The 15,802-nt window shown below is 37.0% G+C and carries 6 protein-coding genes; 3 read left to right on the forward strand and 3 right to left on the reverse strand.

The genetic code is table 11. From position 1 onward, the window contains the following. Positions 1 to 131: 131 nt before the first annotated feature. The 3 genes from H8744_RS11390 to H8744_RS11400 all read right to left on the reverse strand — a co-directional run bounded on the left by H8744_RS11390 (position 132) and on the right by H8744_RS11400 (position 7,884). Positions 132 to 2,180, reverse strand: a complete 2,049-nt coding sequence (locus H8744_RS11390; RefSeq protein WP_262434941.1) for an Omp28-related outer membrane protein — start codon at positions 2,178 to 2,180, stop codon at positions 132 to 134. 236 nt (positions 2,181 to 2,416) lie between these two features. Next, positions 2,417 to 6,367 (reverse strand): response regulator, encoded by a 3,951-nt coding sequence (locus H8744_RS11395; RefSeq protein ID WP_262434942.1) that lies wholly within the window; start codon positions 6,365 to 6,367, stop codon positions 2,417 to 2,419. 65 nt (positions 6,368 to 6,432) lie between these two features. After that, on the reverse strand, positions 6,433 to 7,884 hold the full coding sequence (locus H8744_RS11400; protein WP_262434943.1) for an arylsulfatase: 1,452 nt from the start codon (positions 7,882 to 7,884) through the stop codon (positions 6,433 to 6,435). Positions 7,885 to 8,831: 947 nt separating this feature from the next. Between H8744_RS11400 and H8744_RS11405 the strand changes: the two genes are divergently transcribed. The 3 genes from H8744_RS11405 to H8744_RS11415 all read left to right on the forward strand — a co-directional run bounded on the left by H8744_RS11405 (position 8,832) and on the right by H8744_RS11415 (position 15,788). Next, entirely contained in the window at positions 8,832 to 9,830 is a 999-nt protein-coding gene (locus tag H8744_RS11405) for a T9SS type A sorting domain-containing protein (protein ID WP_262434944.1), read from the forward strand. Between the two features lie 93 nt (positions 9,831 to 9,923). Continuing rightward, positions 9,924 to 12,488 (forward strand): LamG-like jellyroll fold domain-containing protein, encoded by a 2,565-nt coding sequence (locus H8744_RS11410; protein WP_262434945.1) that lies wholly within the window; start codon positions 9,924 to 9,926, stop codon positions 12,486 to 12,488. A 12-nt stretch (positions 12,489 to 12,500) separates the two neighbouring features. Then, positions 12,501 to 15,788, forward strand: coding sequence for a SusC/RagA family TonB-linked outer membrane protein (locus tag H8744_RS11415; RefSeq protein ID WP_262434946.1), 3,288 nt, complete (start codon positions 12,501 to 12,503; stop codon positions 15,786 to 15,788). Positions 15,789 to 15,802: the final 14 nt, after the last annotated feature.

The following is a 15,802-nucleotide window of genomic DNA, read 5'->3' on the forward strand; positions in this document are numbered from 1 at the left end:
TTCTATTTCTCTTTAATTTGATGTCGGAAAGTTTTATGTTTATAAACATATCTATTAGAAAAGAGGGGAAAACAAATAAAGCTTTCCCCTCTTTTTTATTTTGATAAATTTATCGAATTAAAAATCTTATATTAAAGAACAATCTTTCTAACTACTACGTCTTTTCCGTTATTAACTCTTACGATATAAACACCTTTCAATCCGGTAACAGGAAGTGTTGCTGAACCATTGACTGAGGCAGTCATGATTTGAGTACCATTGATACTATAAATTTCAGCAGTTGCAACTTCATTAGCTGTAATATTCAACATGCCATTATTAACTTCAACAGATGCACTAAAGCCACTTATTTCCATATTATTTATACTCGTAATCGAACCTCCTATTTTGACTTGTTGTGCATTGACGATTTCACCTGTAGCTTCTCTGATCAATAAGGCTACAATTCTGACATTATCCTTATTTTTGATATTGTCCGGCAACTGAATCGTGTATTCATGAGTTTTGGCCTCATTAGCTTTTATTTCTCCGACAAAGCTGCCTTCGATACCTAAGCAATCATAAATGCCTCTTGCCACATCATTAAATGTCATGTTTATTATCGATGGACTATTTACATACACTTGCAGCGCGTCTTCCAATGCATCAACGTCTTCTTGTGTCCAACCGGCTTGTTTTATTAATACATCTTTATTATAATAATTAGTTTGTTTATAACCTGTTACTCCATCTTCTACAACTACATATGCCATTCTGTATGGGGTAGAATTATGAGACAAGCTGAATTGAACGTTTGAAGTTACAGAAATTTCTGTTTTATCATCATTTGTATATTTTGTGGCTAAAGATATAGATGCTTCACAAGGGGTACTTTGACTTAGTTTGAAATATTGATCCATATCTTCATAAGGATCACCTAAATAATATCTATCGAATAGAGCATTTGGGAAACCACTCATTTGTGAAATTATAGGATAATAATCATCTACCTGCATTGGGTCGGCTGCTCCTTGCGCACTCCAATGCGCAGCTATTCCGACAAATGAATCAGGATATTTTTCTTTCATTTGCTCCATTTTCACGATGCCACGAATACACCATCCGCACCAATTGCCTGTACCCTCTTCAACTGCGGTTTTACGTGGGAAAGAAGTTTGCATATTGGTTAATCCGGTTACAAGAGTATTCTTCTTCATATCCGTATCCGTTTCGCCATTAATTTTATTGATAGTAATATTAATGTCATAAATGCCAGCATCGACAGTATTAGGTATTGTAAAGGTGAAGATACCTTGGCCATTATATCTAATGCTGGGGGCTACCGTGGCATTTACAGATTGTTCTGCTTCATTACCAATAGAGTATGATAATTCCATTGATTTTACATCGCAACCATGGTTCGTTATATATCCTGCTATCTCGATATCTTTTGATCCTACAATGGAAGAACTGTATGTGACTTGTTCGAAATCAACATTTGTTTCCGGCATTTTACTTCCTTCAACTACGCATTGCATTTGAAGTGTGACATTAGCACCTGAAAATAACTGGTTTGTGAAATCGTCCCATGCATTATTATAATATATGTAACATCCATTTGCTGGACTGCTGAATATTTTAACGCCAAAAGGAAAAGCTCCGTTAGCATTATTAAGTGTTACATCATATCCGATATAAAATCTAGCACCGTCAAGCTCAAAAGGAGTGTCTAAAGTAACTTCATTCCATCCATTTGTAACATTAGCAACTGCCTTTTTCACAATAGGATTGCTGTCCAAATCTTTTGTAATCCATACGCTTATATTTGAAGTGTTTTCAACATCATATAGTCCAAATCGGATTTTAGTGATTTTATTTCCGGCAAAATCTTTTATCATTTTTGGGGTTATACCAATTGCCATACGGGTGACTCCGGCTCCTACATTAAAACGGGTATCAGGTTCGTCTTGGTCACAATATGCAAGTGTTAATTCTTTAGCCGATTCGTCAGCTCTTGTTGATAAAGTAGGTTGATTATCCATCAAAGCTTTTGCCATTTGGAAAGAAGGCTGTTTCTCAGAAATGATTTTTCCAGCATCAGGTTTACAGGTTATTCCTTCTAAATTTGTACACAAATTCTGCGCATTTGTCATTCCTACCGTAGCTAGAAATGCAAGGCCAATAAGTAATCTTTTTTTCATACTCTTTTCATTTTTTGGTTAATAACTCTAGAGATTGTATTATAGATTACAAATATATCGTATAAAACATGAATAAACAAACAAAAATGAATTTTTATTTTGTCCTATCAGATTATTTTTTATAAATGCCTTACTGTGTTATTTTGGTAGAATATATATTGATTTCCTGATATTGTTATTCGCTATTTTAGCTTTTGTTTGAAAACTTCCTCCATTATGATCAATAAAATGGGTTTTTACTTCCGTTTTGTTCTGTTCCTCTCTTTATATTGAGTTGGCGTTTCTCCTGTGTATTGTTTGAATATGGTACTGAAATAGCGGGAAGTAGTAAAGCCTGTTTGTTCGGCTATGGTCATGAAACTCAAATCCGATGTGATTATTAACTCTTTTGCCTTTTCCATTTTGATTTTATTGATATAGTCATTTGCACCCATGTCTGTCAGAGCTTTTAATTTGTTGTACAGGGTGCTTCGACTCATACACATTTTGTTACAAAGGAAGTTAATATCCAATGCTGATTCACAAAGGTTTTCATTGATCAGTGTATTGAGTTTTAATAAGAAGTTCTCATCTGTCTGGCTGAAAGTACTCTCTTCCGGTTGAGGCAATAATCCTGCGCTACGGTAAAGTGATTTTGTCTTTTCACGGTTACGTAAGCGGTTTCGGATAAGTTCCAATAACATTTCTTCTTCGAATGGTTTGATAAGATAAGCGTCAGCACCTATTTTATACCCTTGCAATTGACTTTGTTCATCATCTCGTGCAGTCAGAAGAATGACCGGGATATGACTGATATCTATATTTTCTTTTATCAGTTTGCACAATTCATAGCCATTCATTCTAGGCATCATGACATCACTTACCACTATGTCCGGTTGATAAGTTTTTACCTTTTGGAGTGCTTCAATACCGTCATTTGCCGTATATACCTTTTTGAAATGTTCTTTTAATGTATTTTCAAGAAAGTCGATAAGGTCTTGATTGTCATCTACTACCAATACTGTGTGGCTTTTGGTATCGAACAAATCTGTGACAGGAACTTCATCATTGTGGTCGTTGGAAATCAACTCGTTTAAATAGGCTTTGGGCTGGCTGATAATTTCCTCGGCAGCAGTATATATCGGAAGATCAAAATAGAATGTCGCTCCTATGTTTTCATTATTATGTGCATTGATTTTTCCTCCTTGGAGTTCCACTAATATTTTCGAATATGAAAGTCCGATACCAGTTCCGTTTTGTTCACCGCTTCCTTGATAAAAACGAGTAAATAATTTTTGCGTATCTACCATATTCAGTCCGCATCCTTGATCAATTACGGAGATGCGTATCTGTTGCTGTTCTTTATTGAGTTTGGAGCGAATGATTATTTCTGAATTTTCCGGACTATGTTTAAGTGCATTGATCAGAAGATTGGTTAGGATCGTCACGCATTTTTCTTTGTCGAAATTAACTATCGTTATTTGTTCGTCCAGTTCGTAACGGATTAGTATATTTTTCGCTTCACATTCATACCTGAAATCTTCGGAAACTTCCTTGATCCATTCATTCATTGGATATGGTTTGATTTGTAGTTTTGTTTCTCCCACTTCCATTTTTCTTAGATTTAGCACCATGTTGAGCAAATCTTTCATCCTTTGAGATTGTCTGTATATACCTTTAATCGGCAAATAGTAAGGCTCATCCGGAGAAAGTGTTTTTAATAACCTGCTTAGAGGTGCGTGGATCAGCGTGAGAGGAGTACGTAGTTCATGGCTGATATTGATAAGAAAACGAACTTTGTCTTCATATACCTTCTGCTCATGTTCTTTCATTGCCCATTTCAATTTATTATCCTTACGGCGCATGGTGACGAGGAAAGCTTGAATGATACATCCGGCTATCAGTAATATACTTAAGAGAATAAACCACCATGTTAAATACCAGGGTGGTAGAATTGTGACAGATAAGACTTTTTGCTTGGGAGTCCAACCTCCGTCTTTAGTACTACAAGATGCCAATATCTGGTACGTTCCCGAAGGTAAAGAACGTATGACAAGTTCCGGATTGGAAGATTCTATTCCCTGATCATTCAAACCGCTTATCTGATACCGGAATATTTTTTGGCGAAAAATATCCTTTTCACAAGACATAATTTTGATATTAATCGATTTGCTGCCCCAAGGTACAGTAATCGCAGTGGGATTAACTTCCAGATTATTATATACGGACTCACCATTGATCATAATATCTGTCAGTTGTAATTCCGGATATTCGGATGCTTCAATGGGAAGTTCGCGGTTAATATGTAATAATCCTTTAACTCCTCCTAGAAAAACATCTCCTCGCGTAGACATCAGGCAGGATTTAGCTAAATATTCATTATTAATGACCCCGTCCGATTCTCCGAAAATGATAAATTTCTTTTCATTAATAAGCCATGCGAATAACATCCGGTCTGTTCCCGCCCATACTTTGCCGCGTTGGTCGCAAATTACGGAGTTTATCTCTCCTGATGAGGGAGTTGCTACATATTGGTGCTGCCCTGTCTGAGGATTATAGAAACTTAGTCCGTATTTACCTCCGATCCAGAATATTCCGTTATTGTCTTGTGAGATACAATTAAAGGTTGTATCTCCTTTGCAATTGAATAATTTCTTTAATTTGTCATTCGAATGATCAAGTTCATAAATATTTTGCAGATCATGCAGATAAGTGACTTGGGAATTGAAAATGATAGGTAATACAGTACCATACATTTTCGCAATTTTACCTGATTCATTTTGTATTGCCGGACTAAGCTCTCTTGTAGCTATAGTATATCGGTAAATACGATCTCCCATCAGAAGTATGGAGCCTGGAGTATCTTTATATAAATTGATTGTTTTACCGGAATAAAACATCAATTGGTTCAATTGTTGGTCGGCAAAATTGAGTGGTTGCAGATTTCCCGTTTCTTTGTCGAACAAGAAAAATCCTTTAGTAAATAGTGATAATAGCAATTTTTTCTGGTCGAACTCACAAATGGAGGCTATTTTACTGCCCCACATTTGGGGGTAATGTGTGAATTTTTCTGTTCGTGTATCAAACTTATTTATGCCACCTCCATCAGTTCCGACCCATATAATATCGGATTTTGGTTCTTGAAAAAGGCTGATCACCGCATTTTCACTCAGTCCCTTATCGCTTCCGAGCATGGCATCGGTATATGTTTTCATGGATGCTTCGCGAATGCTGATAAGACCACCTCGAATACTGCCTGCCCACATATTATCGTAAGCATCGTTGTAAAGACAGTAGATGGAGTTAACCGGTAGTGAATAATTGTTGCCGGGAATCCGTTCCAATACTGTTATTTCCTTGCTTTCAGGGTCAAGTATGTCAATTCCTCCTCCGTCCGTACCAATCCAGAGGTGATCATCGCGTTCTGTCATGCAAAGTACCACATTGTTGCTTAATCCCGAATTTTGTGTTGTGTAAGAAGCAATAAGATTACCTTCATGTCCGAAACATAGAATGCCGTTATTGTAGGGCGATATCCAGATTCTCTTTTTAGAATCTATCATCATATCCGTAATTTCTTTACCGCAATCGAATGGAAAAGGCGAAGTCTTCCCGGTTTGGATGTTGATGAAAAGCACACCATACCAACGGCTATGGCACAATAAAGTATTTTCGTCCCAAACATTCAATGAATGAACAACAAAATTTACTCCCGGATCGAATTTCTGAAGCAGGCTAAAGGAGTTTGTTGCGTAATCATAGCGATAAATGCGATTACATGTTCCGAAAAGCATCCCCCCTTTTACTTCGCAAGAAGAAAAAGCTTTAATATGCTTTCCTTCACTATTGTGCGGAATGTGGAAATTGTCTTCTTTCCGGCAATACTGAGCTAACCCTCTGTCGGTGAATACCCAGATATTATGTAGGCTGTCTTCCTCTATCTTGTGGATATAATCCGATGGTAATGATGTGGCGTTGTCGGATTGATGGACATATTGTTTCAGTTCGTGTCCGTCAAAACGTCTCAATCCGTTTTTAGTACCGATCCAGACGAATCCTTTTTTTTCAGCATGAATGCAGTGTACCATAGACGAAAGTCCATCTTCTACGGAAATCTGCTTAAAAATATAGTGTCCTGCATGAGCCGGATTTTCTGTTAAAAATAGATTAATTATCAAGCAGATAAGAAAGATGATTGACTTTTTCATGCATCGGATTTATTTAGACTATCGACAAAGGTAATAATTTGTTTTTTTTAAACAAAAAAACATTGTTAAAATAAGGGCCAGTCGGGGTTTTCGACATGAGCTTGTTCCATGATGATTTTCAACTCTTTTACTATTTCAGGATATTTTACGAGTACATTATGCCGTTCCGAAGGATCCGATGCCAGATTGTATAATTCATAATAAGGTTTATCTCCACGTATATTCATATGAACCAGTTTCCAGTCTCCTTTTCTTACCGCTTGCCGACCATTTAATTCTTGAAATTCAAAATACAGATATTCATGCTCTTTTTGTCCTTTCCGACTTTCAAGAAGAGGGAGTAGGCTGATTCCATCCATCTTTTTTATATCGGCCTTGGGATTAAGTACCTCTTCAAACGTGGGCATTACATCCCAAAAAGAACACATGAAATTAGTTTCGGAATTTGTTGAGACATGTCCCGGCCATGCAATAATCATGGGTACTCTTATTCCGCCTTCGTATAAGTCGCGTTTATATCCTCGCCAGATGCTGTTACTATTGAAAAAGTCCGGATCGGCTCCCCCTTCCATGTGAGGGCCATTGTCGCTGCTGAAAATTATAATTGTATTATCATAAAGTCCTTTTTCTTTTAGTTTCTGAACAATTTGCCCTACATAAACGTCCAGACGGTAAATCATTGCAGCAAAAGTAGCATGTGGATAAAATTGAGTGCAATAACCACCTTTTCGGAAAGCGCGATTTCCGGGCTCTTCCCCTTTATATGGTTTTTCGGGGAATTTTCCACGGAATTTTTTAATGATACTGTCTTCCGGTACGATAAGTTCAGCATGAGGAATGATTGTCGGATAAAATAGAAAAAAGGGTACGTCGTTATCTTGTTTGTCGAGAAAATCTATTGCTTTTGAATGGATGAGGTCTTGTGAGTAAGTTCCCTTTCCGTATTCCACTTCCAATACATTGTCTTTTAATTCGATACGTTTGTCATTTTCCCATAAATGATCCGGATAATAACTATGTGCCAATAATTGGCAATTATATCCAAAGAAATGATCTACTCCCTGTTTGTTGGGATCTCCTGTTGAACCAACAAAACCAAGTCCCCATTTTCCGAATACTCCGGTAATATATCCTGCATTTTTGAATAGCTGGAAAATAGTGCGGGAATCGGCAGGTAAAGGATATTGTCCTTCCGGTTGCAGTTCTTGGTTACCTCTGATAGCTGTATGACCACTGTGTGTGCCCGTAATGAGGCAAGAGCGTGAAGGGGCACTAACAGTTGTTCCCGAGTAACATTGGGTGAAACGTATTCCATTTTGTGCCAACTGGTCGATATGGGGTGTTTCGAATTTCTCTTGTCCATAGCAACTCAAGTCGCCAAACCCGAGATCATCTGCGAGTATGAATACAACGTTCGGTTTTTTATTTTCCTGTATTTTTTTCTTTTGTGCCGAGACTGGCTGTAAACCGGTAATTGCAATTAAGAAAGCACCACCAATGGTCAGTTGTTGTTTCATCAGATTAAATTTTTTAGTTTCCTGTGCGCAAAGTTATAAAAATAATGTAGGTCAGGCTTCCAATATTGTCTAATTGTACTTCCATTTTTAGCCATATTTTGATTTTCAAATGAAAATGGCCAGATTAGGGTATATTATTATTGATTCTTATTTTTTGTAGTTCTAATTTATGATAAATATTTTCATTAAACACTATTTGGCGCATAAATGAAAATGTAACTATTGAAATAACGGTATATAGCCTTATTTACAGTGTGAACCCTTACTGATATAGATTATTATAGGTACTATTATATAGTTGTTTGTATGTTAATGCTTTACTAAACTTTTCATCTGATTTTATTTATCACTTTTTATCCCGCGTAAATAAAGTATTTTAAGTCTGTGTTAAATAGGTATTTTTCTACATTAAGATAATATACTTTTATGGTGTATAGTACCGTATTCTTGCAAAGAATTTATGTTAATCAGAAAATCCCGTTAAAGACGTTAAGAACGAGAGTTGAACAAAAGTAGGAAGAAAAGATAAATGAATCCGAATTGTCAAGTAGAATCATTCCTTTTGTGAGAAATATTTTCGTAACCAATCTAATAAGAAATCCTAATTTTAGTTGAGTCATAAATAGCAATTACAGTCGTATTGTAATTCACAAAATCAATATAGTCTTTCCATTTTTGTTTATTTAGCTTCCACTTTTGTCTAAACATGCCTGTTTTAGACAAAAATGGAACAATAATTGACGAATTATGAACATCAATTTATTTTTGATAACGTATGTTTGCAGCATCAAAAATCTTTTTACAATTCTAATCTAATCAGATAGATATTATAAATGATTATTGATACGATTTATTAATAACATTATTTATTAACTTTAATTTTTATTATTATGAAAGGAAGAATTCTACTCTTGTCTTCAATTTCAATGTTATTTGCAATGGGGGCTATGGCTCAAGATTATGCACCTGCTAACTGGAAGTTTAGTAAAATGGAAAAAGGCAGTGCAGAAGGTATCTTTATTCGTGAAATGGCATCTTCAAAATGGAACTGTAGCGCACCTTTCCGTTTAGGGGATAATTTGGATGGATCAGTTGGTCTGGCTTGTGCCGTAGGTGGCGATGTTGCAGGGCCGGCCTCTGATAAGTATGAAGGTATGACGGATGATGATAAAGCTGTTTTCGAAGAATTCTACAAGGCATGTCAGATTGTTGACGGTGGAGTTTTGGGGAATATATTCTGCTATCAGGGAAATACTTCTACTGGTACTGATTCAAGAGCAGTAAAAAATACCAAATCGATGCCTAACTCTACACTGTTTTGGTTGTCAAACACTGATATTCCGTTAGGAAACAATTATCGTCTTTCTGTAAGTTTCCGCGTGATAGCTGATGCTGCTGAGAAAATGAAGTTGACTTTGGCTACTTCTTCTTATGATGGTATTGATCAAGGTACTGGATTAGCTAATGACGGTTATCGTGAATTTGAATTGCCTTTCTATACTGAATTTAATGATTATTGGTCTACTGCGAAAATGGATATCACAATTAAAGATAATACAGATCCTAACTATAAGGAGTTGCCACTTGTGATGAAAATGTGGTTAGGTAATGGTATTGAATCTGGTATTGTTTTATTCCGTGATTTCAAATTGGAGAAAATAGATGCTATTGATAATGAATATGTTCCTGGAAAAATTGTAGATGAAGATTGGGATGATACTCCAACAGGAATTAGCTATACAGAGAAAGACAATCAGGCTGTTGTATGGGCTAAAGATGGTCAAATCACAGTGGTTGATGCTGCATCTCCTGTTTCAGTATATTCTATTTCAGGACAATTGGTGGCATTTAAAGCTCCTATGTCTAATGTTACTACTATCCCGGTATCCGAAAAGGGAGTTTACGTTGTTAAGGTTGGTAACAGTTGCCGTAAAGTAGTCTTATAATTTAAAAATATAAGGAAACGAATCTTTTTGTTCTTCAAGGAGCAAAGATTCGTTTCTTTTTGTTAACCGTCTTGTAACTAAAAACAAAAAAATATGGTATTGAAGAAAGTAATGCTGGCATGCCTGATAGGATGCTCGTTAAACTCCTTTGCACAAACAGTCAATTATGCTATCAGTAATGATGGTGCAGGCTATGTAAAAACATCAGTGATTCAAGAATTGAATGGCTTTTCTGAAGCTACCGTTCAAATGTGGATAAAACCAACTACTTGGGTAAATGGCGCTCAATTGTTTAATCTGGATAATTTTAGTTTGGAATTGGGTGACAATCAATCGTTGGTTATAAAATCCGGTTCTGCTTCAGTAACATGTTCAGCAGGGATTGCTCTGAACGCTTGGGCGCAAATAACGGTGGTTTATAATAATGGTGATGTAAAATGCTATATAAATAATGAACCGAAAGATGTGACCGGCTCTCTTTCTGCCACATTGCCCAATGCCATAAATCCTTGTTATATCGGAAAGAATTTCAAGGGAGAAATTGATGAAATCCGTGTATGGAAAAAGGCATTAGAACAGACTGATTTTTATTGGAATAACACACTGAACAAGTTTAATCCAAATTATGATAACTTGGTTTCTTACTGGAAATGCGATCAGGACCAATGTGAGAATTTAGTTGATTATCGTTTTGCACATCATGGTATATTTGATGGCGGAGTGCGTCGGGTAGCCGTAGAAGATAATGCTGTTATGCGTTACCGGGTTGTCACAGGATATACCAACTTGATGCGTTTCACGGACCGTCCGAATATCAACAAGGATATGTTTCTGATGACTAATGATTTGATATTGCTTTCTGCCAAAGTTCAAAAAGATGGTAGCTTATTTCCCGAATATCCTGATAATTCAGGTGTTCCAACCAACGTTTCTTATCTTGAAGAATTTGGCGGTCATAAAGGTGTAATGGCTTTTCACGGAACTGGTTCTAAATTGGTTTCGGAAGATGGTAGAGCGCCATTCGATCCGACAGCACGTTTTGGATATGGAACTCCTAATAACGCAACGGTCGCAGGTTGGGTGTATATCGATAACTGGGTTGAAAATGCAGAAATTTTCTCTAATTATGCAGATGCAGATAATTGCTTAGTTCTGAAATTAGGAAAAGAAGCTGATAAAGAGATTGTCGTAGATTTTTGTGGAACAATCGGAACTCTTAAAAATCAGGTTGAAGTAGGAAAATGGCATTATATAAGTGTCACTTTTAAACCTTCCGTTGGTGAGATCACAGGACGTCGTTTCAATCCTATTTATATTAGTGTGGATTATAAATTGCATGATAGAATCTCCACAAAGACAGTTGAAATTAGTGGTAAAGATATGACTATTACTGCTGTTCCGGCTTTGCAGAACAGTACTATTGTTTTAGGTAATAATTTTGATGGGAAACTTGATGAAGTAATGGTTTGGGGGACAGACCGTTCGGGATCTGCGCAAAGCGATGCGGAAAATGGCTATCAATGGAATGTAGGTAACTGGAATAATATTTTTCTAAATGCTTACTGGAAAGGAGATGATCCGGATAATATCGGTAAAGATTCTCAGAGCTACGTAGGAATGATTGAATTCATTCGCAATTATTATGCCGGACATCGCGGTATGAAGATACGTATGGGTATTATCTATCCGGACGGTGAAAACTGGAAATACGGTGTATTGAATAAAGAAGAATATGTTAATAATCTGATTAATGATTCAAAGAAATTGCTTGAGAAATGCGATGGTTTGGATGTCGATTTGGAGTGGATGTATAGTTCTTCAGATTGGACGATATATAATAAAGTAGTAAAACGTCTTATTGATGAAGTGATGGCCGGGAAAAATAAGACATTCACCTGTTCATTGCATAAAGTTTCATATAATGGTTTCTCTAAAGACTTGATGAAGGATGTTGATTATTTTACTTTCCAGTTGTATGGCCCTAATAAAGAGACTTATTACTGGGACTATTATCCGGAAGCTTATAATTGGTTTACCGGTTATGGATTCCCGAACGATAAAATACTTTTGTCATATGGTATTTTGTTGGTGAATAACGGTGAAGAGGGATACAAAGATTTGTTTGAAAAGTATGGAATGGATGACAGTAATTTCGATCCCGACAGGAATTCATGGGATTGTAGCGGAACTACCAAATATTTTAATGGTGTGAATCAGACGAAACGCAAACAAGAATTTATTATAGAAAAGGATTGTCGCGGAACCATGTATTTCGACATGGGTAATGACCAGCCTGTCAGTGATTATAAGAGCCTTATCCGCGCTCAGAATGATATTTTGGCATCCAATGTGGATACATTGATAACTAAAGTAAATTTAAATCCTTCCAGTATAGAAAAAATAGAAAAAGCTGATCGGAATGAACTATTTTCATTTTATGTTAATCCGGCTAACGAACTTGTATTGACTCTGTTTAGTGAAGAAAATGCGGGGAAAGCTACTTCTGAAATCTGTGCAATGGATGGAAAGGTATTGATGCATAATCATTTGGATACTCAATTGAATGTGATTCCATTGTCAAAATTAAGCAAAGGAATTTATCTGATACAAGTGTATACGGATAAAGCAAATTACACCAAAAAATTACATGTTAATTAAATCTTAAGTATTATGGAAAAGAAGACAAAAATGCGTGTCTGGGCATTCTTCTGTATGCTACTTTTTCCTGCTTTGACTTTTGCCCAAATAATGGTCAAAGGTACAATTAAAGGGGAAGATGGCTATGGAATGCCGGGAGCTAACGTTTCGGTAAAAGGTGAAACAACGGGGACTATTGCCGATTTAGATGGCAACTACAGTATCTCGGTACCTTCTGAGAAATCTGTACTGGTTTTTAGTTTCATCGGTATGGCTAAACAGGAGATAACGGTTGGCAAACAACGGGTTATCGATGTAGTGTTGAAAGATGATTCTGAAATGCTGGACGAAGTAGTTGTGGTAGGTTACGGTACGATGAAAAAAAGAGATCTGACGGGAGCTGTTTCTTCTTATCGTCCTGATGACAAGGAAGCAGGAAAAATAGCTTCCATCGATAATATGTTGCAAGGTAAGATTGCCGGGCTTTCGGTAGGTGCTTCAGTTGATGCACCGGGTGCAGCTTCTTCTGTGACTATTCGTGGTGCAAACTCTTTGCGTGGTGATAACCAACCGTTGTATGTCATTGATAATATCCCTCAAGCATCTGCCGGTGAGTTTGCAAATTCCGGTAATGATGGTACGTTCACAATTGCCACAAATGCGTTGAGTTCATTGAATCCCGCTGATATTGAAAGTATAGAAGTTTTGAAAGATGCTTCAGCTACTGCAATTTATGGTTCTCGTGGAGCAAATGGTGTGATTTTGATTACTACTAAAAAGGGAAAGTCCGGTAAGGCTTCTGTTAGTGTTTCCGCCAACTTCACAGTGGCTAATGCTGCTAAATTATTGGACATGATGGATCTGAATCAATATGCACAATATCGTTTAGTATATGGTGGCGGTTATATGAAAGATGAAAATGGTGCGTGGAATACATGGAAGCAGAACGATAAGACTGGAGAGATGGAATGGAATGATAAATTTCAATTCTTCATTCAGGATGGTGGTGTGTATAGAAAAAATGGTGAAAACTCTAAGTTAAAAGAGAAGTGGACTTTACTGAGTCCTATTGATTGGCAGAAAGAGATATATAGCAGTGCTTTGTCTCAAAACTATTCGATCACTGTAAACGGAGGCTCTGATAAAACTACTTATTTTGCTTCTGCTTCTTACAAAGATATAGAAGGATTGGTGAAAGGCACCGGATTGAAACAAGGTGACTTCCGTTTGAATCTGAATTCCGAACTTTCCAAAACGGTAAAATTGGCCATCTCTTTGAATGGTTCTATTAAAGAGAATGACATGATGTCCGGTGGTAATACTACAGGAGGAGCAACTGGGTCCATATCTAATGTTGCTTTGTATAGTGCCCCTTATGTGAAATCGGAAGAAGAAATGGAGCTGACTACTCCTAATTTGGCAGACCGTGCCACTGTTTGGACATGGGTAGATGATTATGATGATAAAACAACAGAAAAAACGTTCCGTGGGTCGTTGGATCTGACATGGAATATTTTTAAGTTTCTCTCCTATAACCTTCGTGCCGGTGGTAATATTGCTATCCAAGATCGTGACCGTTGGTTTAATATCACATTGTATACTGGTTCTACCCAGAACGGGTACATTACTCAATCGGATTTTAACCGTAGTAACTACTCGGTGGAAAATGTACTGCAGTTTAATCACTCTGTGAAGAATATATTGGATATTAATGCAACAGCCGGTGTTACTTATGATGATTATCGTTCTTTAAATACTTTGGTGGTTGGTAATGATTTTCAGATTTATGATTTCCGTTCCAATGGTATGCACATGGCCGGTAATGTGGAATATAAACAACCGATACAACGTGATTATCAGTTGCTTTCCGCTTTGGCTCGTGTTAACTTAAGCTTTCTGGAAGGAAGATATTTAGTGACTGCTTCTATTCGTGGAGATGGTTCCAGTAAATTTAAAAAGGGAAATCGTTGGGCTTACTTCCCGGCAGCTACTATTGCTTGGCGTCTGGAACAGGAACAGTTTATGAAAGGTATTGAATGGCTCGATCAGTTGAAGCTACGTGCCGGATATGGTGAAACGGGTTCACAATCTATTGATCCGTATAGCACTTTCTCCAGTTATGGAACTCAATTTACGAATACTCCTCAAGGTGCTGAAAAACCGGCACAGGGAGCTACCGGAGACGGAAATAAGTTGATTGGCCTTGTTGTCGACAAAATGGAAAATGATGCTTTGAAATGGGAACGTACCGTTTCATACAATGTGGGAGTCGATTTTTCTTTTTTCAAAGATCGCCTTGGAGGTACGGTTGACCTTTATACAAAGAAGACCAAGGATTTGTTGATCCAGCGGGAACTTCCACCTTCAACGGGTTATAAGTCGATGACAATCAATCAAGGTAGCTTGCGTAATAAAGGTATCGAAGTCAGTTTGCATGGAGATATTATCCGTACTAAAGATTTCACCTGGTCGCTTTCAGGTAATATTGCTTTCAATGATCCTAAGATTTTGGATTTCGGACTACCTGAAGAGGAATGGGGAACTGGACAATTCTGGAAAGCTTATATGGGTAACTCCATTGGAGACCATTTTGGATCTGCTAATATTTTCATTGCAGGAAAGGCTCCGGGCTTATTCTATGGTTATCAAACGGATGGTATTATTCAAGAAAATGATCCTTATATTGATGACATAAATGCAACAAAATCGATCGGAACCGTAAAACCTGGAAACTTAAAGTTTGTAGATCAGAATGGAGACGGTGCTATTGATGAAAAAGACCGCGTGATTTTGGGTAATCCGAATCCTGACTTTACTTATGGATTCCAGACTAATTTTTCTTGGAAAGATTTATCTTTTTCTATGGCATTTACCGGTGTGCATGGCAATGATATTCTTAATACGAATGCACGTTATTTTATCTTGCCATCTAATTCTACCAGTATGGTTTACAAAAGCTCATTTGAGAAAATGTGGAGAGTGGACAATCCTTGGATTGGAGAATATAGGGGCAATGAAATGCCTTCACCAAGTTCGGTTACTCCTAAAGTAGTGATGGATAAATATATAGAAGACGGAAGCTACCTTCGTTGTTCGGATATTACACTGGGATATAATCTACCGAAGAATCTGGTATCAAAAATCGGGTTTAGGAACATAGGTGTATATGCATCGGTAAAAAATGCATTCCTGATTACCGGTTATTCCGGTTATGATCCTGAAGTGAATAGTTTTGCTTTTGACGGAACTCGTCCAGGCATCGATATGAGTTCTTATCCACATACCCGTTCCTATATTTTTGGTATTAATGTTTCATTCTAATAGTATGGTTTGAT

This window comes from Jilunia laotingensis, from assembly GCF_014385165.1.
Lineage (GTDB): Bacteria > Bacteroidota > Bacteroidia > Bacteroidales > Bacteroidaceae > Bacteroides > Bacteroides laotingensis.

What these genes read in the sequence shown, in the direction of transcription:
- H8744_RS11400 (WP_262434943.1), bottom strand. Translation starts at nt 7,884, where the DNA reads ATGAAACAACAACTGACCATTGGTGGTGCTTTCTTAATTGCAATTACC.
- H8744_RS11410 (WP_262434945.1), top strand. Translation starts at nt 9,924, where the DNA reads ATGGTATTGAAGAAAGTAATGCTGGCATGCCTGATAGGATGCTCGTTA.
- H8744_RS11390 (WP_262434941.1), bottom strand. Translation starts at nt 2,180, where the DNA reads ATGAAAAAAAGATTACTTATTGGCCTTGCATTTCTAGCTACGGTAGGA.
- H8744_RS11405 (WP_262434944.1), top strand. Translation starts at nt 8,832, where the DNA reads ATGGCTCAAGATTATGCACCTGCTAACTGGAAGTTTAGTAAAATGGAA.
- H8744_RS11395 (WP_262434942.1), bottom strand. Translation starts at nt 6,367, where the DNA reads ATGAAAAAGTCAATCATCTTTCTTATCTGCTTGATAATTAATCTATTT.
- H8744_RS11415 (WP_262434946.1), top strand. Translation starts at nt 12,501, where the DNA reads ATGGAAAAGAAGACAAAAATGCGTGTCTGGGCATTCTTCTGTATGCTA.